Origin of the sequence: Saccharothrix mutabilis subsp. mutabilis (assembly GCF_039521145.1) — a bacterium.
In the GTDB taxonomy this organism is placed as follows: domain Bacteria; phylum Actinomycetota; class Actinomycetes; order Mycobacteriales; family Pseudonocardiaceae; genus Actinosynnema; species Actinosynnema mutabilis.
Map to the genome: position 1 here is coordinate 1 of NZ_BAAABU010000037.1, position 23,436 is coordinate 23,436.

The window sequence follows — 23,436 nt, forward strand, 5'->3', positions numbered from 1 at the left end:
GGTGCAGTTCGTCGGTGTCGAGCACGTCGGCCAGTGGCTTGGGCAGGTGCGGGTCGAGAGCCGCGCAGGCTTCGGCGAAGGCTGAGGCGAAGACCGGGAAGGCGTGCAGGTCGCGGCCCATGCCCAGGCGTTGCGAACCCTGACCCGTGAACAGGAACGCGAGACGACCGGGCGTCACCACGTCGGTGACACCGCCGTCGGCCAGGGCCGCCACCAGCTCCTCACGACTCCGTCCCACCACCACCGCCCGGTGGTCGAACGCGGTCCGCGCGGTGGCCAACGAGAACCCGACGTCCACAACGGACCCGCCGACCCCGGCCAGCCGCGCGGCCTGGTCGCGCAGGGCGGAGGGCGTCCGGCCGGAGAACACCCAGGGCACCACGGGCGGCGGGACGGACTCCGCCGGCTCCGCGGACTCGACCGACTCCTCCAGCACCACGTGCGCGTTGGTCCCGGAGATCCCGAACGACGACACGGCCGCCCGCCGGGGACGCTCCCCCGCCGGCCACTCCACCGGCGAGGTCAGCAGCTCCACGGACCCGGCCGCCCAGTCCACCTTCGGCGACGGCTCGTCCACGTGCAGCGTCCGCGGCAGCACGCCGTGCCGCATGGCCAGCACCATCTTCACCACGCCGGCCACGCCGGCGGCGGCCTGGGTGTGCCCGATGTTGGACTTCACCGACCCCAGCCACAGCGGGCGTTCCGCGGACCGCCCCTGCCCGTAGGTGGCGAGCAGGGCTTGCGCCTCGATCGGGTCGCCCAGCGTGGTACCGGTGCCGTGCGCCTCGACCGCGTCCACGTCGGAGGTCGACAGGTCGGCATCGGCCAGCGCCGCCCGGATCACGCGTTGCTGCGCCGGACCGTTGGGAGCGGTCAGGCCGTTGGACGCGCCGTCCTGGTTCACCGCCGAACCGCGCACGACGGCGAGCACCTCGTGCCCGTTGCGCCGCGCGTCGGACAGCCGCTCCACCACGAGCATCCCGACGCCCTCGGCCCAGCCCACGCCGTCGGCCGCGCCCGCGAAGGACTTGCACCGCCCCTCGGGCGACAACCCGCGCTGGCGGGAGAACTCCACGAACGTCTCTGGCGTGGCCATCACGGTCACGCCGCCCGCCAACGCCAGCGAGCACTCGCCCGAACGCAGGGCGCGCACGGCCAGGTGCAGCGCCACCAACGAGGAGGAGCACGCGGTGTCCACGGTCATCGTCGGCCCTTCCAGGCCGAGCGCGTAGGCGACCCGGCCGGACGCGATGGCGCCGGTCGAGTTGTTGCCCGCGTAGTCGTGGTACATCATCCCGGCGAACACGCCGGTGGCGCTGCCCTTCAAGGACGCCGGCAGCAGGCCCGCGCTCTCCAGCGCCTCCCACGAGACCTCCAGCAGCAGCCGTTGCTGCGGGTCCATGGACAGCGCCTCGCGCGGGGAGATCTCGAAGAACTCGGCGTCGAACTCCGCCGCGTCGTGCAGGAACCCGCCCGAGCGGGTGTAGGTCTTGCCGGGCGCGCCGGGCGTGGGGTCGTACAGCTCGCCGACGTCCCAGCCGCGGTCGGAGGGGAAGCCGGTCACCGCGTCCCGGCCGCCCGCCACGAGGTCCCACAGGTCCTCGGGGGTCCGGACGCCACCCGGGAAGCGGCACGCCATGCCCACGATGGCGATGGGCTCGCGCGCCGCCTCCTCCGCCTCGCGCAGCCTGCGGCGCGCGTCGCGCAGTTCCGAGGTCGTCCGCTTGAGGTAGTCGAGCAGCTTGTCCTCGTTGTTCGACATCGACGTCACTCCACGGGCGGGCCGGTATGCGGGTTGGTTAGAGCGGGACGTTCCCGTGCGCGCCGCGGCCGGGTGCGGCGGCGGCGAACAGCGAGACGAGCCGGGAACGGGTGTCCTCGGGCCGGACGACCTCGTCGACCACCCCGAGGTCCAGGGCGCGGCGCAGACCGCCCGCGACCTGCTCGTGCTCCTCGACCAGGCGCGCCAGCAGCGCGGGCCGGGAGTCGTCGTCGGCGGCGGCGATCGCCTTGCGGTGCAGGACCCGGACGGCGGCCTCGGCCCCCATCACGGCGACCTCCGCCTCCGGCCACGCCAGCACCGACGTGGCGCCCAGGGACCGCGAGTTCATCGCGATGTAGGCGCCGCCGTAGGACTTGCGGGTGATGAGCGTGACGCGCGGGACGGTGGCCTCGGCGAAGGCGTACAGCAGCTTCGCGCCGCGCCGCACCACCCCGCCCCACTCCTGGCCGACGCCCGGCAGGTAGCCGGGGACGTCGACCACGACCAGCAGCGGGATGCCGAACCCGTCGCACATGCGCACGAACCGGGACGCCTTCTCCGCCGACAGCGAGTCCAGGCACCCGCCCTTGCGCAGCGGGTTGTTGGCCACCACGCCGACCGTGCCGCCGCCGAGCCGGCCGAGGCCGACCACGACGTTGGGCGCCCACTTCGGCTGGATCTCCGCCAGGACGCCGTCGTCCAGCAGGGCGTGCAGCAGCGGGTGGACGTCGTAGGCGCGTTTGGGCGAGTCGGGCAGCAGCGCGCGCGGGTCCTGCGCGCCGCCCGCCCGGGTCGGGTCGAAGGAGCCCGGCCGGGCCAGCAGCTCGACCAGCTGCCGGGTCCGGCGGTAGGCGTCCTCCTCGGACTCGGCCGGCACGTGGGCGACACCCGACTTGCGGCTGTGCGCCTCGGGTCCGCCCAGGCCCGCCATGTCGATCTCCTCGCCGGTGACGCTGCGGACGACGTCGGGTCCGGTGATGAAGATCCGGCCCTCCGGCGCCTGCACGACCAGGTCGGTCAGCGCCGGGCCGTACGCGGCGCCACCGGCGGCGGCGCCGAGCACCACGGAGATCTGGGGGATCTTCCCCGACGCGCGCACCATCGAGGCGAAGATCGAGCCGATGCCGTGCATCGACTCCACCCCGCCGGCCAGCTTCGCGCCGCCCGAGTGCCACAGCCCCACCACCGGCACGCCCTCCGCGAGGGCCAGGTCGATGGCGTCCCGGATGCGGTGGCACTCCTCGATGCCCAGCGAACCGCCCTTGACCGTCGCGTCGGTGCAGAACGCCACCACCTCCTCCCCCGCGATCCGGCCCCGCGCCACGGTGGTGGCGACGTGGTCGGGGTCGTGCAGGAGGGTGAGGTCGTCCAGGAGGCGGGGCAGCCGGGCCAGCGGGCTGCGCGGGTCGAGCGCGACGGCGGTCATGGTCAGCTCACCCGGCGCTCGTGGCCCTGCCAGAACCGCTCGCGCAGCTCTCGGCGCAGGATCTTGCCGCTGGGGTTGCGGGGCACCTTCGCGAGGAACTCGTAGCGCAGCGGCAGCTTGAACCCGGCCAGCTTGCCCCGCAGGTACAGGGCCAGCTCGCGTTCGGTCAGCTCCGCGCCCTCGACCGGCACGACGAAGGCGTGCACCGCCTCGCCCCACCGCTCGTCCGGCACGCCCACCACGGCCGACTCGGCGACCAGCGGGTGGCGGCCGATGACGTGCTCGATCTCGGCCGGGTACACGTTCTCGCCCGCGACGATGATCATGTCCTTGATCCGGTCGCGGATGAACAGGTAGCCGTCCTCGTCCAGCACACCGGCGTCACCGGTCACCACCCAGCCGTCCACCAGGGTCTTCGCGGTGGCCTCGGGCAGGTTCCAGTACTCCAGCATCGCGGCCGGCGTCCTCAGCCACACCTCGCCGACCTCGCCCGGCGGCAGCGGGTCGCCCGCGCTGTCGGCGACCTTCACCTCGAACCCGGGGTACGGGCGGCCGGCGGCCTGCATGCGACCGCCGTCCAGGGTGTGGTCGGCCGGCGGCAGGCACATCGCCGTGTTGCCGGTCTCGGTCAAGCCGTAGATCTGGGCGAACTCGCAGCCGAACCCCTCGACGCAGCGGGCCAGCAGCGCGGCGGAGATGGGCGCGCCGCCGTAGACCACCTTCCGCAGCGTGGTGAAGTCCTTCTTGGACACACCGGGTTCGGCCAGCAGCAGGCGGAGCATGGCGGGCACCATGCACGCGGTCGTCACACCGAGGGTGCGGATCAGCTCGACCGCGCCGGCGGTGGTGAACTCGCGCATGACGACGTTGGTGACGCCCGCCGAGAAACCCTGCGTCGCCCACCACAGGCCGCCGATGTGGAAGCCCGCCATGCCGACCAGGCTGATGTCGCCCGCGCGCCAGTCGATCCAGTCCAGACCGGCGGACGCCAGCGCGTCGCGCACCGCGAAGAAGCTGCGGTGGGCCAGCACCACGCCCTTGGGCAGGCCGGTCGTGCCGCTGGTGTACATCTGCACCAGCGGGGTGTCCGGCGTGACCCGGGCCAGCACGTTGGCGTCGGGCTGCGCCGAGCGCCACGCGGTGAACCCGGCGCCGGGCGCGCCCGGCTGGTCCAGCCCGACCACCTTGGCCAGCGTGGGCAACTCGCCCGCGAGCTTGTCGGCGGTGGGCGCGGAATCGGCGTCCACGAACAGCAGCGCGGTGCCGGAGTCGCGCAGGATGTGCTCGACCTCGTCCGCCGCGAGCCGCCAGTTGATCGGCACCAGCACCACACCGGACTTCGCCGCGCCGAACAGCAGCTCGTAGTAGTGCTCGGACTCCTTGCCCAGGTAGGCGATGCGGTCGCCGGGGCCGAGGCCTTCGGCCTGGAGGCCCCGGGCGACCTGGTTGCTCACGCGGTGCAGCGCGGCGTAGTCGACGCGCCTGCCCTCGCACACCATCGCGACGGCGTCCGGCTGCACGGCGGCGTGCTTGCGCACCACGTCCACGAGCGTGCGCACCTGAACGGTCACCGTTCCTCCCTTCGGAACACGTGCGGGTGGGAGCGGCTCACGCCGCGTCGGCCTGGAAGCGCATCCCGGGCGGGTTGACCAGCGCCATGCGGACCTCGCCGTCGGCGATGCCGCCGTTGGCGTCCCAGAACCGCCAGGGCATGTCGATGATCTGCACCGGCTTGCTCCGGTTGCGGTGGCTGAACTCCGCGAAGGACACCTCGCCGCTGAACGACGACGAGTCGATCGGGCGGCGGAAGTTGGACTTGAAGTTGGCGATCAGCATGTCGGGCAGCTGCTTGGCCCAGTAGTCGTCCATGGTCCACGCCTGGAAGGCGGGCAGCACGTCCTCCTGGACGCACTTGGCGATCAGGTAGTACATGAGCTGGTTGAAGCAGATGTTCACCTCGACGGAGTTGAGGTGACCGGTGTCGTCGATGTAGCACGAATAGGGGATCGCGAACTCGCCCTGCGCACTGGCCAACCCGTTCGCCACGTCCACGGTCGCGGACTTCAGGTATTCGGTCTTGGGTCGCGCGTACGGGCGGAGCACGTCGGAAAGCAGGGCCGGGTCGTTCGGAAATGTCCGGAACCCGAGCGAGGTGTTCTCCACCGGCGATGTCGTCATCGTTTCCTCCTCAGCGCACCGAGTGTGAATTCGACGGTAATCGCCGGCGGGGAATCAACCGGTAACAGCGGCGGAACTCGCCGCGCGGCCCGCCGGGCGGCGGCGCACCAGGGCGTCGAGGAGCATGTCGGAGGTCAGCGAGCGGTCCATCAGGACCTGGTCGGTGGACAGCAGCGCCACGTGCAGCGCCTGGATGCGCTCGGAGGGCTCGATGCCCAGCTCGCCCATCATCCGCCGGCGGAACCGCATGTAGACCTCCAGCGCGGCGGACGAGCGGCCCGACCGGTGCAGGGCGATCATCAGCATGGCGTGCGCCGACTCGTGCAGCGGGTGCTCCACGACCAGCGACGCCAGCTCCGAGATCGTCTCGCGGTGCCGGCCCAGGCACAGGTCGGCGTCCACGCGGGTGGTGTGCGCGTAGAAGCGGCGCTCCTCCAGCCGGGCCGCCTGGGCGCGCAGCTGCGGACCCCATTGTCCCTGGTGCAGGACGTTGCCGCGCCACAGCGCGAGGGAGCGGCGCAGGTCGTCGCCCGCCTTCTCGTAGTCGCCCGCGTGCATGGCGGCGGTGCCCGCGGTGACCAGTTCGTCGAACTCGACGATGTCGAGCTGACGCGGGTCCACGCGCAGGGTGTAGCCGCCCGAGCAGGTCAGCAGGACCTCGCGCGTGACGTCCTCGACGGACATGCCCAGCACGTCGCGGAACAGCTTGCGCAGCTTGAACATGTAGGTCTGGAGGGTCGCGTGGGCGGTGCGCGGGGCGCCGCCGCTCCACAGCTCGCGCACCAGCAGCGACGCGCCGACCGGCTGGTTGGCGTGGAACAGCAGGGTGGACAGGATCAGCCGCAGCTTGGGCGCGCTGGGCGCCACGTCCACCCCGTCGTGCCGGATCACCAGCGGGCCGAGCAGTTCGAACCGCAGACCCGCCGGCGGGTTCTCCCGGGACGTCCGGGGGGACACCACCGGCGCTTCCGGCAGCGACCGGAATTCCGGTTCCGGTTCGGACGCCTCCAGCAGCGCGGCGAGCAGCGACAGTTTCTCGGCTCGGGACATCACACCGAGCCCGGCCAGGTTTGCAGTCATTTCGGACCTCGCAATCTGCCGGCTCCACGGCGATTTCCGCCGCGGTCGGGCGTGAGCCGGCGGGCGGTTCCCGCCGAAAGGTGCGACGAGTGGTGGTCGAGGGGAAGTCGGGACGGGGCCCAACGCTATTCCAACCGCCGGTCGAGCCGATAGTGACCGTTTCATGGGTCGGCATGAGCAACCAACGCCGGGTCACGTGACGCGCGCACTTGTCCGGGGCACGACCCGGCCGGGACGCTTGCCTGGAAGCACGCTGGAGCGCCGCTGGAGCGGCACTGGTCGAGCAGGGGGACACCATGCCGGGTGGCGGGTCGGGGCTGCGGGTCGGGTTCAAGCGGCACCTGCGGGCGCACGTGGTGCGCGGCGACGCCGTGTACGTGCTGTCCGAACGGGGCGCGACGGCCGTGCGCGGGGCCCACGTCGAGGCGGTGGCGCCGTTGCTGGACGGCACGCGCGGCCTGGAGGACCTGGTGCGCGAGTGCCCGGAGGGCCTGTCCCCGGCCGAGGTCGGCGCGGTGGTCATGGGCCTGGTGGAGGCCGACCTGGTGACCGTGCGGCCGGCCGACCAGCGCGCCGACGACCCGGCCCTGGCCTACTGGGAGGCCGCCGGCGTGGACCCGTCCGCCGCCACCGCCGCGACCACCGCCGCGCGGGTCGGGCTGATCACCGTGGGTCCCTGCCCAGAGGGCGCGGCACGGGCCGTGACCGACGCCGGGGTGACGATCACCCGGATGCCGGGGAACTTTCCCCTGGCGGGTTCCGACCTGTCGATCGTGCTGTGCGACGACTACCTGGAGGAGGGGCTGGCCGACGTGGACGCCGCGCACCGCGCGGCCGGGCGGCCGTGGCTGATCGCCAAACCGGGTGGCGCGCAGGTGTGGCTGGGTCCGGTGTTCGACCCGGCCGCCGGCACCGGCTGCTGGCACTGCCTCGCGCACCGGTTGCGCGGCCACCGCCAGGCCGAGACGCGCCTGCGCAGCCTCGGCGACACCCCCGTGGTCCCGCCGGAGGTGTCGCTGCCGCCGCTGCGCACCGCCGCGCTGAACCTGGTCGCCATGGAAGCCGTGAAGTGGTTGGCGGGCCTGCGCCACGACGGCCAGCGCGCGGTGTGGACGCTGGACAGCGTCGGCCTGGGCGGCAAGCACCACGAGCTGCGCGCCCGCCCCCAGTGCCCCGAATGCGGCGACTCGGACCTCATGCGCGGCCAGGCCCTCCGACCGATGGTCCTCCAGAGCCGCCGCAAGGCCTCCCGGACCGGCGGCGGCCACCGCTCCCGCTCCCCCGAGCAGGTGCTGCGCGACCACGGTCACCTGGTCAGCCCGGTCACCGGCGTGGTCAAGGAGATCACCCGCGACGACCGCGGCCCGGCGTTCCTCAACTCCTTCCGCTCCGGCCCGAACCTCGCGCTGACCACCCGCCGCGACGCCGACCAGATGCGCTCCGCGCTGCGCGCCGAGAACGGCGGCAAGGGCGTGACCCCGCTGCACGCCGAGGTGAGCGCGTTGTGCGAGGCCGTCGAGCGGCACAGCGCGTACTTCCACGGCGACGAGGCCACCGTCACCGGCCGGTTCGCCGACCTGGAGGACGCGGTCCACCCCAACGAGTGCCTGCTGTTCGACGAGCGCCAGTACGCCGACCGGGAGCGCTGGAACGCGACCTGCTCGCCGTTCCAGCACGTCTGCGCCCCGTTCGACGAGACGGCCGAGACTACCTGGACCCCGGTGTGGTCGCTCACCGAGCAGCGGCACCGCCTGCTGCCCACGTCGATGCTGTACTTCGACGTGCCCGCGCGGCACGGCGGCGCGTCGCTCAACGCCGACTCCAACGGCAACGCCGCCGGCGCGAGCCTGGAAGACGCCTTGCTGCAAGGGCTCCTGGAGCTGGTGGAACGCGACGCCGTGGCGCTGTGGTGGTACAACCGCACCCAGGCCCCGGCGGTGGACCTGGACAGCTTCGGCGACCGCTGGGTCGACGAGCTGCGCGAGGTCTACGCGGGCCTGCACCGCGAGGTGTGGGTGCTGGACGTGTCGTCGGACGTCGGCATCCCGACGATGGCGGCGCTGTCCCGGCGCACCGACAAGCGGTGCGAGGACGTCATGTTCGGCTTCGGGGCACACCCGGACCCGGCCGTGGCGCTGGTCCGGGCGCTCACCGAGATGAACCAGCTGCTGCCCGCCGTGGTCGACGCGCGCGACGACCACGGCGGCTACGGCTGGTCCGACCCGGACGCCGTGCGCTGGTGGCGCACCGCGACCTGGGAGGGTGACCCCTGGCTGCGCCCGGACCCCGAGGTGATCCCCCGGACCAGGGCGCACTACGAGCACACCCCCACCGACGACCTGCGCCACGACGTGACGGCCCTCCAGCACGACCTGGAGTCCCTGGGCCTCAACGTCATGGTGCTCGACCAGACCCGCCCGGACGTCGGGCTCCCCGTCGTGAAAGCGATCGTGCCGGGGATGCGCGGCTTCTGGGCGCGGTTCGCGCCGGGACGGCTGTTCGACGTCCCCGTCAAGCTCGGCAGGCTGGCCCGCCCCACAGCCTACGAGAGCCTCAACCCCATACCCCTGTTCGTGTGATGGAGCCACAAATTGCGATCCGACGCCGACGCGCCACCCCAGGGACCGAGCCTCTCGCTGTGGTCCTTCCGGGACGACGTGGCCATCGAGACGGCCGAGGACGGCAGCCTGACGATCCTCGCCCGCTGGGGCGACGTGACCCTCGATCCGCCGGGGCGGGCGATCGAGGAGGTCCTGCACCGCATGACCTTCGGGCCGGTCGCTCTCGGGAACGTGGACGGACTGGACCAGGACGAGCTGCACGGCCTGTTCGAGCGGCTGCCCGGCCGCATCGTCCGGTCCCTGGGCTCGCGCGACTCCGCGATCCCGCTGCTGTCCGCCCAGCCGGTGTCCCCGCACGGGGTGCTGGCCCTGCCGGAGGTCCCGCCCGACCACCCGGTCCGGCTGTCCCGCTTCGCCCTGGCCCGCCGCCGTGACGGCGAGCTGGTCCAGGAGTCCCCGCTGTCGCACCACCGCGTGGTGCTGCACCGGCCGCAGGCCGCCGCGGTGATCGCCGCGCTGGCCCGGCCCACGACCGTCGCCGAGGCGGCGCGGCGCGTGGGGCTGCCGGTGGCGCTGGTCGGCGAGGTCGTCGCCTACCTGGTCGGCGCCGGCATGGCGGTCCTGGCCGACGACGGCGCGTTCGACGAGGACCGCGACCCGGCGCTGCGCGGCTGGTCGCCGTACGAGCTGATGTTCCACACCCGCGGCAGGCTGGGCCGGCACGACGAGCCGTCCGGCGCGACCTTCCGCCACATGGACACCACACCCGCGCCCCCGGCGACCAAGCCCGCCCCGGGGGGCAAGACCTTCCCCTTACCCCGTCCGAGCGCCGAACCCACCATGACGCTGGTCGAGGCCATCGAAACCCGCCGCTCGACGCGGTCCTTCGCCGCCGAGCCGCCCACCGCGGCCCAGCTGGGCGAGCTGCTGCACCGGTCCGCGGCCGTGCGGTCGCGCACGGAGGTGGCGGGCCCGGGCGACAGCCGGTACGAGGTCACCCGCCGCCCCTACCCCGGCGCCGGCTCGATCTACGAGCTGGAGCTGTACCTGACCGTCGACCGCAGCCCCGACCTGCCGCCCGGGATCTACCACTACGCCGCCGACGACCACGCGCTCACCCTGGTGAACGACGACCCGTCGGACGTGGCGGAGGTGCTCGACGGCGCACGCGTCGCCACCGGCGGCCGACGCCCACCGCCCGCGCTGCTCACGATCACCGCGCGCATGGACCGGATGGGCTGGGTGTACGACGGGATCTCCTACGCCACCACGCTCAAGCACGTCGGGGTGCTCCAACAGACCCTGTACCTCACCGCGACCGCCCTCGGCCTGGCCGCGTGCGCGTTGGCGATGGGCGACGACGACACCTCCGCCGCCGCGCTGCGCCTGGACTGGCCGGCGGAGGTGAGCGTCGCCGAGTTCGCCGTGGGGTTCCCGGACTCCTACTACGACGAACCGTACTCGGCCGTGCACGGAATGTGAGGGTGTCTGCGACGCCGCTGACATCTTGCTTAAATCCCCTGCCGGAGCAGGAAACGGACGTACATCATGCTTGCCGCGGCGTGGTACAACCGGTGACACGCGCGGCTTAGGGGGTTGCCGAGTTGATCAAGGTGATGCTGGCCGAGGACATGCACATGGTCCGGGGCGCGCTCGTCGCGTTGCTCAACCTAGAGCCCGACATCGAAGTGGTGGCAGAGGTTTCCTCCGGGACGGACATTCTGCCGATGGCGCAGAAGGTCCGCCCGGACGTCGCGGTCATCGACATCGACCTGCCGGGCAAGGACGGCCTGACGGCACTGGGCGAGATCCACGCGGCCCTGCCGGAGATCCGCACCCTGATCCTCACCGGCCTGGGCAGACCAGGCAACCTGCGCCGGGCGTTGTCCGCCAAGGCAACGGGCTTCCTGCTCAAGGACGCGCCGCCCACGGAACTGGCCGACGCCATCCGCAGCGTCGCCGCCGGCAGGCGCGTGGTGGACAGCCAACTGGCGATGTCCGCATGGGACAGTGCCGAATCCCCCCTTACCGCACGGGAGACGGAAGTTCTCCGCCTTACTGCGGAAGGCCTGCAAGCTGTCGACATAGCGTCACAGATGTTCCTGTCCGTGGGAACGGTCCGGAACTACGTGACGACGATCATCAACAAGCTCAACGCCCGCAACCGGGTGGACGCCATCCGCATCGCCCGCGAGGCAGGCTGGCTCTAGCGCATATTCCCCCTCCATTTGAGACGCCCAGTCCACACAGGACCCCCGCCGCACACGAAGGCCCGCAGACCTCCCACCAGGGCAGGACTACGGGCGTTCTTGCGTTAAGGACCGCCTCCACCACACCGCCGCCGCGCCGCACCCACGCACTCTTCACCGCGCTACGCGCCGCACCCACGCGCACTTCGCCCCCGCGCCGCACCCACGCGCACTTCGCCCCCGCGCCGCACCCACGCGCACTTCGCCCCCGCGCCGCACCCACGCGCACTTCGCCGCGCTCCGCGCGGCGGGCAGGGCTCCCAGCCACAAGGGGCCTCCGTGTTCCCCACCGTATGACCTGCCCGAAGGGCTACCACAGATTGCCGGGGTCGGGCCAAAAAGTTTGCGAGGAACGAGCAAAGTTCTTCGACCGACCCCGGCAATCTGTGGTCGGCTCCGCCAGGTCATGCGGTGGGGAACACGCAGGCCCTTCCCCCCACTGGAGGCCTCCCCAGCCGCTTTTGAGCTTTTGAGCTTTTGATCTTGAGAGCCTCGCCGGCGCCACCCCAACAGCCCAACCGTCAGGAAGAGTCAGCCTCGGCCCGCCGAGCAGCGGCGTGCCGGTCGTACCGAAGAGGCACCTCAGCCCGCAGCAGGAACTCATGGGGCTCGTGCCGCACGGTCACCGACCCGCCGATCTCCTTGGCCCGCACGCTCAGGTTCTGCAACCCGCCGCGCCCGCTACCGGGCGCCTTCCGCTGCCGCTCCGCCAGGTCGTCGTTCACGATCTCCAGCGACGCCGTGTCCTGCCCCTGCCGGATGGTGATGCGGCAGTGCTTGGCCTTGCTGTGCCGCAACAGGTTCGTCACGCCCTCGCGCAGCACGGTCGCCAGCACCGTGCTCACCTGCACCGGCAGGTCGATGTGGTCCGCGTCCAGCTCGACCTGGATGTCGGCCGCCTCCAGCACCGACACCGCCGACCGGCACTCCTCCTCCAGCGACAGCTCCCGGTACCCGCTGGCCACGGTGCGCGCGTCGGACAGCGCCAGCCGCGAGATCTCCAGGATCTCCAGCAGCTGGTCCCCGGCCTCCTTGGGCGACTTCTCGATCAACCGGTGCGCCAGCTCGATCTTCAGCGCGATGGCGGACAGGCTGTAGCCCAACAGGTCGTGCAGGTCCCGGGCGAAGCGCAGCCGTTCCTGCAACACCGCCATGCGGGCGATCTCGGCCCGGCTGGACTGGACCTCCGCCACCAGCGCGGTGAGCCGGGACAGGCCGTACACCACCAACCCGGTCGTCACGGTGGAGATCGCCGTGTAAAGCATGTCGATGGGCTGCGCGGTGAACAGCCATTGAATAGCGCCCATCGACAGGACGATCAGGCTGAACGCCGTCCACGCCGGCACGGCCCGCAGCACCAGCAGGACGCTGCCCGCCAGGAACCCCGGCATGCCGACCCACGCCTGGCCGAACAACAGGATCGGCAGGTAGACCAACGCGGCCTGCGCCGCCAGGACGCCGTAGCCCAGCGGCGTGCGCAGGCGGCCGTTGTCCCTGGCGTACCACAGCAGCTGCATCGCCATGAGCGCCGCGATGCAGGAGAACGACAGCACGATCGCGCCCGCGCTCACGGGCAGGAGCAGCACGTGCAGGAAGCCGATGAGGCTGATGCTCGCGAAGACCGCGGTGACCACGCCCATCGCCAGCCGGGGCGCGGGCAGCGGCGGGAGTCCCCGCGACGGGGGACGTCCGGTCGGGGCGGAGGGGTTCACGACTGGCCCCCGTGCCGACTAGCTCGACCTGCGCGTGGGTGCGGAGCCGCCCGCCGGTAAGGCGGTCCGGCCTGTCCCGGGGTGGCGGTGCTGCCCTGTTCCGGGCCATGTTCGACCAAACACGTTCAACTCCCCAGTGAGTTCCACTCTGCGCTCGGCGGCGTTCCTGCACGCAGTTGGCGACAACCCCCAGCGTGGCGGCGCCGTCGCCACGAACCCCCCGACCCGGAGCAATTCTCAGGGGAGCGTTCGAGAGAACAGGCTACCGGCTACCACCACCTGCGAACCGATTCTTACCGCAGATATTCGACCGTTGTCCACATCAGCGGGGGGCGGGTTAGCTTAAGACTTTTCCACAGCAAAACGAGTGTCGTCAAGAACCAACGGCACGGGACTGCGGTGACGAACTTTTCCCACCCGAGCAGGGGAACGCGCGCCGCCGAGCGGACCCGCCGGGTGGGACCACCCGGCCTAGCCGGCTGCCTGCGGACGCACCACGCCCGCCACCGCCGGGCCCGGCGCGGAGGGGGCCGGCGCGGAGGGGGCCAGCACGGACACCAGGTCCCGCCGGGCCCGCGCGACGCGTGACCGGATCGTCCCGACCGGGCAGCCGCACACCTCGGCGGCCTCCGCGTAGCCCAGGCCCACGACCTGCGTCAACACGAACGCGTCCCGACGGTCCCCGGACAACGTGCGCACCGCGAGCTTGATCGCGACGGTGTCGTCCAGGCCCGGCAGGTGCCGGTCGCCGACCCGGTCGGCGGCGGCCTGCCAGTCCTGGTCGGAGGCGATCGGCGGCCGGGTGGCGGCGGCGCGGAAGTGGTCCGCGGCGACCCGGCGGGCGATGGCCAGCAGCCACGTCCGGGCGCCGCCGCGACCGGTGAAACCGCGGGCGCTGCCCAGCGCGCGGACGAACGCCTCCTGGGTCAGGTCCTCGGCGTCGGCGTGCCCGGCGAGGTAGACCAGGAACCGCCAGACGTCACGCTGCGTGTTCCGGATGAACAGCTCCGCCGCGGCGCGGTCACCACGTCCGACGGCCAGGAGCAAAGCGGTGGTCGGGTCTTCCCCCGGTGTTTCCGACATGATTGTGACAGTAACCGCCGCACCAGCCCCGATAAATGCGCTCAAGCGACATGCGAGACGCCCTCGTAGCGTCGACCAGAATGTATTGGAACCATCCGGGGAAAATCCCCGACTACTGATCCGTGGATTGCGACGACATTCGGGAGACCCTGAGCGCGCGACTGGACGGGGAAGCCGGCCCGGCGGACGCGGAACGGTTCGCGGACGAGCACCTGGAGGACTGCGGCGGCTGCGCGCGGTGGCTCGACCGGGCCGCCGCGGTGACCCGGCGGGTCCGGGTGTCGGCCGCCGTCGCGGGCCCGGACGTGACCGCCGCGGTGCTCGCGCTCGTGCCGCCGGCGCCGGCGCGCGGCCCGGCGCGGCTGCGGTCGGCGCTCGGCGTGCTCGGCGCGGCGCAGTGCGCGGCCGGCCTGGTGGTGCTGGCCGCGCCCTCCTCGTCCGCGCTGATCGCGCACTCGCCGACCGCGTTCGAGACCGGCGCTTGGCGGTGCGCGGTGGGCGTCGCGCTGGCCGTCGCGGCGGTCCGGCGCACCCCGCCGGCGACGCTGATCCCCTTGCTCTGCACGGTCGTCGCGCTGCTCGCGGTGCGCCACCTCGCGGGTGGCCCGGTCCACGGCTGGTCGCCCGCGGCGCACGCCCTCGACGTGGTCGCGCACGTCCTCGACGCGGTCGCCCTGGCACTCCTGCTCGCACTGCGCCGCACCCGCGCGCCGCGGTGAGAATCGACGCTCCGCCGATTTCGTACCACCCGGTTCAGCGGCGTACCGGGTGGTACGGCCGCACGGTGCCGGGTGGTACGGCAGCACGGTGCCGGGCGGCGCGCCCGCACGCCGGAAACCGCGCAATCCGGACATCGCAAAGTCGGGCCGCCGGATCACCGGTGGCCCGACTTTGCGCAATAGTCGGCGGGTGCGGATCTATAGGCCGATCGTCATGACACTTTTGCGAGCGGACGGGCACCGTAAGTGACGCGCACGACGCCGTCGTCATGGCGCTCCGTCACCGCCGTGACACCGAAAACGGCGGACAGCACGTCGGGGGTGAGCGCCTCCAGCACCGGCCCGGACGCGACGACCCGACCGCGGTCGAGCACCACCAGCCGGTGGCAGCTGCGGACGGCCAGGTCCAGGTCGTGCAGGACCGCCAGGGTCGTGACGCCCAGGGTGTGCACCAGTTCGAGCAGCTCGAACCGGGCCCGGATGTCCAGGTGGTTGGTCGGTTCGTCCAGCACCAGCAGCCTCGGCTGTTGGGCCAACGCCCGCGCCAGCAGCACCCGCTGCCGCTCGCCGCCGGACAGCGACCCGTAGATCCGGTCGGAGTGCCCGAGCATCCCGGTGCGCTCCAACGCGTCGACCACGATGTCGTGGTCCTCTCCGGTCTCCCGGTCGAACATGCCCTTGTGCGGTGTCCGGCCGAGCGCGGCGACCTCGCGGACGGTCAGGCCCGCGGGGGTCGGGCTGTTCTGGAGGACGGCCGCGGTCCGCCGGGCGGCGGCGCGAGCGGACAGCGACCAGACGTCCTCCCCGCCCAGCAGCACGGTGCCGCCGGACGGGCGCATCGAGCGGTAGACCGTGCGCAGCAACGTGGACTTCCCGCTGCCGTTCGGGCCGAGCAGACCGACGAAATCGCCGGGGGCGACCTCCAGGTCCACGTCGTGGAGGATCGGGGTGCCGCCGATGGCGACGCTGACTTGTCTCAATTGGAGTTTCATGAGTGTGAAAGGCTCCGATCCCGCCGCATCAGCCAGATGAAGAACGGCGCGCCGAAGAGGGCGGTGAGGATGTTCAGCGGGAGTTCGTTCGGCGGGTCCACCGTGCGGCACAGCAGGTCCACCGCGACCAGGTAGACCGCGCCGACGAGCGCGGAGATCGGCAGGACCCTGCGGTGGTCCACGCCGAACGCCAGGCGCACCAGGTGCGGCACCATCAGCCCGACGAACCCGATGCCGCCGGCGACCGCGATGAGCACGCCCGCCAGCAGCGACGTCAGCACGATCACCACGACCCGCAGGCGCTTGACGTCCACGCCCAGCGCGGTCGCCGACTCGTCGCCGGTGACCAGCGCGTTGAGGTGGCGGCCGTACAACGTGAGCAGGACGGTCACGCCGACCACCACCACGCCGGCCACCTGCAACTGGTCCCACCGCGCGCCGGCGACGCTGCCCAGCAGCCAGAACATGATCTGCCGCATGTTGTTCGGCGAGGTCTGCAACTGGAGCAGGCTGGTCACGGAGGTGAACACGTAGCTGACCGCGACCCCGGCGAGCACCAGCCGCACGGGGTTGAGCCGCCCGCGTTGCTGCCCGAGCGCGAACACCAGCGCCACGGCGAGCATCGCGCCGGCGAACGCCGCGCCGGACACGCCCAGGCCGCCCAGCGCGCCCGCGCCCAGCGCCATCACGGTGACCGCGCCGACCGAGCCGCCCGCGGACACGCCGAGGATGAACGGGTCGGCCAACGGGTTGGCCACCAGCGCCTGGAGCACGACGCCGGCCACCGCGAGCCCGGCGCCGCACAGCGCGGCGAGCAGGACGCGCGGCACGCGGAAGGTCCACACGATCTGCTCGTGCGCCGGGTTGACGCCCGGGTCGGCGCCGGTGAGGTGGCCCCACACGATCCGCCAGGTGTCGCCGACGGAGACCGGCACCGAGCCGACCGCGGCGGCGACCAGCACCATCACGACCAACAGCACGCCGAGCACCAGCAGGCACAGCGCGAGCGGCGCGCCGTGCAGCGGCGCCGGTCTGGCGGCCGGTCGGCGCGGCGGCGGCGTGCGGGGCTTCGGGGGGCGGGACACCATGGTCATGGCGATCAGAGCGCCCCGGGGTGGGCGGCCTTCGCGATGGCCTCGACCGCCAGGTGGTTGCTCGGCCCGAGGTACACCGAGTCGGACAGCACGACGAACCGCTTGTTCTTCGCGGCGTCCCACTGCGGGAACCGGTCGAACAGCTTCTGCGCGTCGGCCTTCGGGTCCGCGGACATGTAGTTGACCACGACCAGCACGTCCACGTCGGCCTTGGCGACCTGCTCGGCGGAGAGGTTGGCGAACAGGTCCTGGGTCGCGCCCTCGAAGGCGTTGACCGCGCCGGCCTTGGCGAAGATGTCGTTCCAGATGCCGTTGCCGCCGACGGAGCTGAACTCGCCGCCCATCGCCATGCCGGGGATGATCAGCATCGCGTTCTGCTTGGCCAGCTTCGCGGTCTTGGCCTCGACGGCCTCGACGCGCTTCTCGGCGTCCGCGATGACCTGCTCGGCCTTGGCGGAGACGCCGAAGACCTTGCCCAGGTCGCGCAGCAGCGCGTAGCTGTCCTCGATGGACGGCTTGCCGCCGACCGTGCCGACCGCGCCGCACGACGACGCGGGCGCGTAGGTGTTCGCGCCGATGGCGGCCAGGTCGTCGCGGGTGGCGAAGCCGGCCTCGGCGCGGAACCCGCCGTCGTAGGTGGAGATCACGAAGTCGGGGTTGAGCCCGATCATGGCCTCGCGCGGGATGTCGTACAGGTCGTTGAGCTTGATGTCCCCGGTGGGCAGCTTCTTGATCGCCTCGACGCGGCCGTCCACCTCGGACGCGCCGTAGGACTGGGCGTTGGCGACGACCTTGTCGCCGAGCCCGAGTTCGAGCAGCGCGGACACCTCGGCGACCGAGCCGCCGTTCATGACGACGACCCGGCTGGGCGCCTTCTGGAAGGTGTAGTCCTTGCCGCAGTTGGAGATGGTCACGGGGTAGCCGCTCTGCGCGCCACCCGCCTGGTCGGTGCTGCCCGCCGTGGCCGTGGAGCAGGCCGCCGCGGCGACCAGCCCGACCACCGCCAGCGGCAATCGCTTGAGGTTCATCCGGTCCTCCTCTGAGTGCTTGACACGACGACCGGTGCCGCCGCTTCGGTTTCTGCTGCCACTTCGGCCGGTTTTGTCGGTGCCTCGTGGGACGATCGATCCAGGGGCCGCAGGCCGGCGGCCTTGAGCCGGTGCAGCCGGTAACCGAGCAGGCCGGTCATGCCCGAAGTGCAGGCCAGCAACGCGGCAGCGGCCGTGAACGCCAGCGCGGAATCCTCGAACGGCACGCCCGGATCGCCGGGCGTCCCACCGAGCACCATCCGGTAGAACGCGCCCACCACGGCCACACCCAACGCCAACCCGAACTGGGTCACCGTGGTCGCCATCCCGGACGCGGCCCCGGCATCCCCCGGCTCGACCCGGCTCAAGATCCCGGCCACCAGCGGCGCGACGACCAACCCCTGCCCGAACCCGGCGCACAGGATCACCACCACCAGCGCCACCGGCTGCGCCGACGCGGGCAGCCGGGTGGCCAGCGCACCGCCGACCAGCACCGCCGACAGCAGGCCGCAGCCCACCGCCGCGAGCGGCCACGCCACCCGCCGACCCAGCCGCTTGGACACCGCGGACCCCAGCGAGAAGCCGAACCCGAGCGGCACGAACACCAGTCCCGCGGCCAGCGGCGACAGCCCCAGCCCGGTTTGCAGGTAGTAGGTGAACACCAGGAACAGCCCGGAGTTCGTCGCGAACAGCGACAGCACGGTCAGCAGCGACAACCGCATCCCCGGCACCGTCACCACCCGCGGCGGGAACAACGGCTCGCCACCGGCCTGGTGCAACGCCCGCTGCTGCACCACCAGCACCCCGGCGACCACCGCCGCCAGCGGCAGCCCGAGCCACAGCCACCCGGCGCCCTCCGCCCCGAACACCAGCGGCACCAGCAAGGCCGGCAAGGCCACCGCCGTCAAGGCCGCGCCGACCAGGTCCAGCCGGTGCGGCGCGCCCGCCGTCCCGCCCGGCAGCACCCGGCCCAGCGCCAGGATCGCCACCCCGATCGGCACGTTCACCAGCAGCACCGGCCGCCACCCCAGCCCGAACAGGTCGAGGTCCACCAGGACGCCGCCACCGGCGATGCCGCAGATCACGCCGAGCCCGATCACCACGCCGTAGACGCTGATCGCGGTGGCCCGCCGCTCCTCGTCCGGCACGGTCGCGCGGATGATCGCCAGCACCTGCGGCGCCATGAACGCGGCCGTCGCCCCTTGGAGGAACCGCGCCGCGATCAACAGGTCCGCCGTGGGCGCGACCCCGCACAGCAGCGAGGTCACGGTGAAGCCGGCGACACCCCACAGGAACACGCGGCGGTGCCCGACCCGGTCGCCCAACCGCGCCCCGGTCACCAGCAGCGCCCCGAACGCGATCACGTAGGCCGCGCCGACGAACTGGATCTGGTCGAACCCCGCGCCGAGGTCCCGCTGGATGGACGGGCTGGCCACGTTGACCACGAACCCGTCCACCTGCGTCATGAAGGTCGCGGCGAGCACCGCGCCCAAGCCCAGCCACTCCCGGTTCACGACGCCCTCCGCAACTCGCCCGACAGTGCGAGCACCGCGCCGACCCAGGCCAACGCCCGAGCGGTCACCATGCCGTTGTGCGTGGTCACGAGCCGGTGCACGGCCATGCCGTCCACATGGGACTCCCACGACTGGGGTCCGGGCCAGTCCGGCGTCTTGCCCTCGGTCGCCTCGAACAGCAGCACCTCGCCGTCGAACCGCCGGGGCGTCCACGCCGCGCCCAGCGCCGAGTTGCGCGCGAACGCCCCGCGCACCACCGGCAGCTGGTCGAGGTCGCCGACCAGCGCCGCCACCTCGTCGTCACCGGCCGGCGGCAGGTCCCGCCACGCGTCCGGGAAGGGGAACGAGTCCAGCAGCGCCACCAGCTCCACCGCCTCGCCCCGCTCGCGCAGGACCACGGCCATCTCGTGCGCCACCAACCCGCCGAACGACGCGCCGAGCAGCCGGTACGGCCCCGACGGCTGCACCTCCCGCACCCGCCGCACGTAGGACGCGGCCAGGTCGGCGATCGAGGTGAACCCCTCGTCGGCCACCGGTTGGAGCCCGTACACGGGCTGGTCGGGCAGGTGGGCGAGCAGCGCGGCGAACGACCAGGCCAACCCGGTCGCCGGCGCGACGCAGAACAACGCCGGCCCGCTCCCGCCGGCCCGCAGGGGCAGCAGGGTGTCGAGCGGGCTGCCGGTGTCCACACCCAGCCTGGGCACGAGCTTCGCCACGGTCGGCGCTTCGAACACCGTGCGGATGCCGATGGACACGCCGAACTCCGCGCGCACCCGTCCGATCAGCCGCGCCACCAGCAGCGAGTGCCCGCCCAACGAGAAGAAGTCGTCGTCGATGCCCACCTCGGGCAGTCCGAGCAGCTCGGCGAACAGCCCGCACAGCACCGCCTCGCGGTGGTCGCGCGGGGTCCGGCCGGCGACCGTCGCCGACAGGTCCGGCGCGGGCAGCGCCGCCCGGTCGAGCTTGCCGTTGGTGGTGCGCGGGATGCGGTCCAGCGCCACGAACGCGGGCGGCACCATGTAGTCGGGCAACCGTTCGGCGGCGAAGCGCCGCAACTCGGCGGGTGCCGCGTCGTCGCCGACCACGTAGGCCACCAGGCGCGGCATCCCCGGTGTGTCCTCGCGCGCCACGACGGCGGCCTGCGTGACGGCGGGGTGCTGCACCAGCACCGCCTCCACCTCGCCCGGCTCGATGCGGAACCCGCGGATCTTCACCTGGTCGTCCGCGCGGCCCAGGAACTCGACCGTGCCGTCCGGCCGCCACCGCGCGAGGTCGCCGGTCCGGTACATCCGCGCTCCCGGCGGCCCGAACGGGTCGTCCACGAACCGCTCGGCGGTCAGCTCCGGCCGGTCGTGGTAGCCGCGGGCCACCGGCGCGCCGCCGAAGTGCAGCTCGCCCACCACCCCCGGCGGCACCAGCCGGCGGCGCGCGTCCAGCACGTACGCGCGGGTGTTGGCCAGCGGCCGGCCGACGATCGGCTCGGGGCTGTCGGCCAACCGGCACCACAGCGTGTCCACCGTGCACTCCGTCGGCCCGTAGAGGTTGTAGACCGACATGCCGGCGTCCCGCAGGGCGCTCCACAGCGCGGGCCCGGTCGCCTCGCCGCCCAGCGCCAGCACGGCGGGCCGGTGGCGGGCCGGGTCGAGGAACCCGGCGGCCAGCAGCTCCTCGGCGTAGGTGGGCGTGATGTCCATGAAGTCGATGCCGTGCCGGTCGACGTAGTCCAGCATCGCCGCGGGCTCGCGGCGGCGGTCGTCGTCCACGAAGTGCAGCTCGTGGCCGTCCAGCAGCCACAGCAGGCCTTCCCAGGACGTGTCGAACGACAGCGACGCCGACAGCGCGGCCTTGCGCACCGCGCCGCCGGACTCCGGGCGGATCATCGTGTCGCGGTGGTGGTGGAACAGGTTCACCAGGCCGCGGTGCTCGATGACCACGCCCTTCGGGGTGCCGGTGGAGCCGGAGGTGTAGATCAGGCAGGCGGCGTCGTCGGGCGTGACGGGCGCCCTGAGGTCCGTGTCCGGCAGGCCCGCCGGTTCGGTGTCCAGGAAGACAACCCGGGCCGGGATCTGCTCGTGCCAGAGCGCCCTGGTCGTGAGGACGACGACGGGCTCGCTGTCGGCCAGCGTCGCCTCGATGCGCTGCACGGGGTGGTCGGGGTCGATCGGCACGTACGCCGCGCCCGCCTTGAGCACCGCCAGCAGCGCGACGATCGAGTGGGACGTGCGCGGCAGCAGCAGCGCCACGTACCGGTCCGGGCCCGCGCCGCAGGCCGCCAGCAGACGGGCCAGGCGGTTGGCGCGGGCGTTCAGCTCGGCGAAGGTCAGGGTGGCGTCGCCGGCGACCAGGGCCGTGCGGCCGGGGGTCGCGGCGGCCTGCGCCTCGAACAGCTCCGGCACGGTCGCGTCGGGCAGCGGCGCGGCGGTGTCGTTCCACTGCCCCAGCAGGCGTTCGCGCTCGCCGGGCAGCAGCAGGTCCACGTCGGCGACGGGGGTGTCCGGGGCGGCGCAGGCGGTGCGCAGGAAGGCCCGGAACCGGGTCAGGTGGCCGGTGAGCTCGTCCGGGTCGTAGCAGTTCGGGTTGGCGTCGAGCACCAGCCGCAGGCCGCTGCCGTCCGCGCGGTCGTAGACGTGGACGACCAGGTCCTCGACGAGCCCGGCGCTGACGTTGCGCACGACGCCGCGGTGGCCCGCGAAGCGCAGGTCGTAGTCGAACGGCATGATGTTGACCGACGGCCCGAACAGCTTGCGCTCGCTGGCCACCAGCTTCAGGTCGCGGCGCAGCTGCTCGTAGCGGTAGCGCAGGTGCGGTCGCGCGGCACGCAGCTCGGCGGCCACCTGGGCGGTCAGGTCGGTCAGGGTGGTCCTGTCCTCGACGGTGACCCACAGCGGAACGACGTTGGTCACCATGCACGGCACGCGCAGCGACACCGAGCCCAGCCGCGACATCACCGGCAGCGCCAGGGTCAGCTCGGCCGCGCCGGTCATCCGGTGCAGGTAGGCGGCGAAGGTCGCCGTGACGGCCTCGCTCCACATCGCGCCGGCGCGCCGCGCGACGTCCTTGAGGGCGGCGATGTCGGCGGCGTCCAGGTCGGCGGTCACGCGGTGCACCGACCGGGCGAGCTTCCCGGCCCGCCGGGCCAGCACGACCGGTTCCGCGCGCCCCTCGGCCTTGGCCGTCCAGTACTCGCGGGCGGCGGCGAGCCTCGGCGAGTCCGCATAGGACTCGTCCTCCGCGACGACGGACGCGAGCGAGCCGAACGCGTGCTCGGCCGGCTCCCGGCCCTCCACCAGCGCGGTGTAGACCTCGGCCACCCGGCGGGCGACGAGCGAGAGCCCGTACCCGTCCAGGGCGATGTGGTGGACCCGTTGGTACCACAGCAAGTGCTCCGGCCCGAGCCGGAGGACCGCCTGCCGGAACACGACGTCGGAGGCCAGGTCCACCGGCGTGGCCAGGTCCGCCCGCATCCACGCCAGCGCCTCGGCCTCCCCGGCGACGTCGACCACGTCCACCGACCAGGGCCGCTCGGCGACGCGCTGGAACGGCCGCCCGTCGGCGTCCTCGCCGAACACGACGTTGAGCGCCTCGACCTCGGACACCGCCCGGCGCACGGCCGCCACGAGCAGCGGGACGTCCACCGGGCCGCGGATCTCCACGTACTCGGCGGTGTTGAAGGCGGGGCTGTCCCGGTCGAACTGCTGACCGGTCCAGATCCCCTCCTGCGCGGCGCCCAGCCGCAGCACGTCAGACATCCCTACCCACCAACAAGCGCAACCACTCGCCGAGCGTGGGCCGCTCGGCCAGGCGCACGAAGTCGACCTCCGCGCCCGCCTCCCGCCACCGCTCGACCAGCGTCATCAACCGCACCGAGTCGAGGCCGGCGGCGAACAGGTCCTCCGCGTCGAAGCTCTCGTCCGGGCTGCGGTGGAGCAACTCGGCCACATCCGCCCTCATCGCCGCCGCCGTCAACTGCCCTGCCACGTCATCACCCCAGTTCTCGGTACGTGCGGGACCCGGCGGGATCCGGCGGCCACCACACCA

At 72.7% G+C, this 23,436-nt stretch carries 17 protein-coding genes; 4 read left to right on the plus strand and 13 right to left on the minus strand.

Going from position 1 to position 23,436, the window contains the following annotated elements; all coding sequences use genetic code 11:
• The 5 genes from ABD126_RS37745 to ABD126_RS37765 all read right to left on the minus strand — a co-directional run.
• Nucleotides 1–1,762, minus strand: a 1,762-nt coding sequence (locus ABD126_RS37745) for a type I polyketide synthase (RefSeq protein ID WP_343940316.1), incomplete at its 3' end; no start/stop codon positions are given.
• A 37-nt stretch (nt 1,763–1,799) separates the two neighbouring features.
• Entirely contained in the window at nt 1,800–3,188 is a 1,389-nt protein-coding gene (locus tag ABD126_RS37750) for an acyl-CoA carboxylase subunit beta (protein WP_343940318.1), read from the minus strand.
• Nucleotides 3,189–3,190: 2 nt separating this feature from the next.
• Entirely contained in the window at nt 3,191–4,759 is a 1,569-nt protein-coding gene (locus ABD126_RS37755; protein WP_343940320.1) for a fatty acid--CoA ligase, read from the minus strand.
• A 37-nt stretch (nt 4,760–4,796) separates the two neighbouring features.
• The gene (locus ABD126_RS37760) at nt 4,797–5,366 is read right to left on the minus strand and encodes an FcoT family thioesterase (protein WP_343940322.1); all 570 of its coding nucleotides are present in this window, start codon (nt 5,364–5,366) and stop codon (nt 4,797–4,799) included.
• Between the two features lie 54 nt (nt 5,367–5,420).
• The gene (locus ABD126_RS37765; RefSeq protein ID WP_343940324.1) at nt 5,421–6,446 is read right to left on the minus strand and encodes an AfsR/SARP family transcriptional regulator; all 1,026 of its coding nucleotides are present in this window, start codon (nt 6,444–6,446) and stop codon (nt 5,421–5,423) included.
• A gap of 296 nt (nt 6,447–6,742) precedes the next feature.
• On the opposite strand from ABD126_RS37765, the gene ABD126_RS37770 reads away from it, so the two are divergent.
• From ABD126_RS37770 to ABD126_RS37780, 3 genes are all read left to right on the plus strand, one after another.
• A complete protein-coding gene (locus tag ABD126_RS37770) occupies nt 6,743–9,025 on the plus strand; it encodes a TOMM precursor leader peptide-binding protein (RefSeq protein WP_343940326.1) in 2,283 nt (760 codons plus the stop codon).
• 12 nt (nt 9,026–9,037) lie between these two features.
• On the plus strand, nt 9,038–10,489 hold the full coding sequence (locus tag ABD126_RS37775) for a SagB family peptide dehydrogenase (protein WP_343940328.1): 1,452 nt from the start codon (nt 9,038–9,040) through the stop codon (nt 10,487–10,489).
• Between the two features lie 122 nt (nt 10,490–10,611).
• Nucleotides 10,612–11,217, plus strand: coding sequence for a response regulator transcription factor (locus ABD126_RS37780; protein ID WP_343940330.1), 606 nt, complete (start codon nt 10,612–10,614; stop codon nt 11,215–11,217).
• A gap of 560 nt (nt 11,218–11,777) precedes the next feature.
• Here ABD126_RS37780 and ABD126_RS37785 read toward each other — a convergent pair.
• Both ABD126_RS37785 and ABD126_RS37790 read right to left on the minus strand, forming a co-directional pair.
• The gene (locus tag ABD126_RS37785; protein ID WP_343940332.1) at nt 11,778–12,968 is read right to left on the minus strand and encodes a sensor histidine kinase; all 1,191 of its coding nucleotides are present in this window, start codon (nt 12,966–12,968) and stop codon (nt 11,778–11,780) included.
• Between the two features lie 471 nt (nt 12,969–13,439).
• On the minus strand, nt 13,440–14,051 hold the full coding sequence (locus tag ABD126_RS37790) for a sigma-70 family RNA polymerase sigma factor (protein WP_343940334.1): 612 nt from the start codon (nt 14,049–14,051) through the stop codon (nt 13,440–13,442).
• A 122-nt stretch (nt 14,052–14,173) separates the two neighbouring features.
• Here ABD126_RS37790 and ABD126_RS37795 point away from each other — a divergent pair, with 122 nt between their 5' ends.
• Nucleotides 14,174–14,770 (plus strand): zf-HC2 domain-containing protein, encoded by a 597-nt coding sequence (locus ABD126_RS37795; protein WP_343940336.1) that lies wholly within the window; start codon nt 14,174–14,176, stop codon nt 14,768–14,770.
• A gap of 212 nt (nt 14,771–14,982) precedes the next feature.
• Here ABD126_RS37795 and ABD126_RS37800 read toward each other — a convergent pair whose 3' ends face one another.
• Genes ABD126_RS37800 through ABD126_RS37825 form a run of 6 tightly spaced genes read right to left on the minus strand, consistent with a single transcriptional unit; the run spans nt 14,983 to nt 23,376 of the window.
• Nucleotides 14,983–15,750, minus strand: coding sequence for an ABC transporter ATP-binding protein (locus ABD126_RS37800; protein ID WP_343940338.1), 768 nt, complete (start codon nt 15,748–15,750; stop codon nt 14,983–14,985).
• An 8-nt stretch (nt 15,751–15,758) separates the two neighbouring features.
• Nucleotides 15,759–16,856 carry a FecCD family ABC transporter permease gene (locus tag ABD126_RS37805; protein ID WP_343940340.1) on the minus strand — a complete coding sequence of 366 codons (1,098 nt, stop codon included), beginning with the start codon at nt 16,854–16,856 and terminating at the stop codon, nt 15,759–15,761.
• Nucleotides 16,857–16,861: 5 nt separating this feature from the next.
• Nucleotides 16,862–17,884, minus strand: a complete 1,023-nt coding sequence (locus ABD126_RS37810; protein ID WP_343940342.1) for an ABC transporter substrate-binding protein — start codon at nt 17,882–17,884, stop codon at nt 16,862–16,864.
• Nucleotides 17,881–19,398, minus strand: coding sequence for an MFS transporter (locus tag ABD126_RS37815; protein ID WP_343940344.1), 1,518 nt, complete (start codon nt 19,396–19,398; stop codon nt 17,881–17,883). Before ABD126_RS37815 ends, ABD126_RS37810 begins: the two co-directional genes overlap by 4 nt.
• Nucleotides 19,395–23,147 carry an amino acid adenylation domain-containing protein gene (locus ABD126_RS37820; RefSeq protein ID WP_343940346.1) on the minus strand — a complete coding sequence of 1,251 codons (3,753 nt, stop codon included), beginning with the start codon at nt 23,145–23,147 and terminating at the stop codon, nt 19,395–19,397. Before ABD126_RS37820 ends, ABD126_RS37815 begins: the two co-directional genes overlap by 4 nt.
• On the minus strand, nt 23,140–23,376 hold the full coding sequence (locus tag ABD126_RS37825) for a phosphopantetheine-binding protein (protein WP_343940348.1): 237 nt from the start codon (nt 23,374–23,376) through the stop codon (nt 23,140–23,142). Before ABD126_RS37825 ends, ABD126_RS37820 begins: the two co-directional genes overlap by 8 nt.
• Nucleotides 23,377–23,436: the final 60 nt, after the last annotated feature.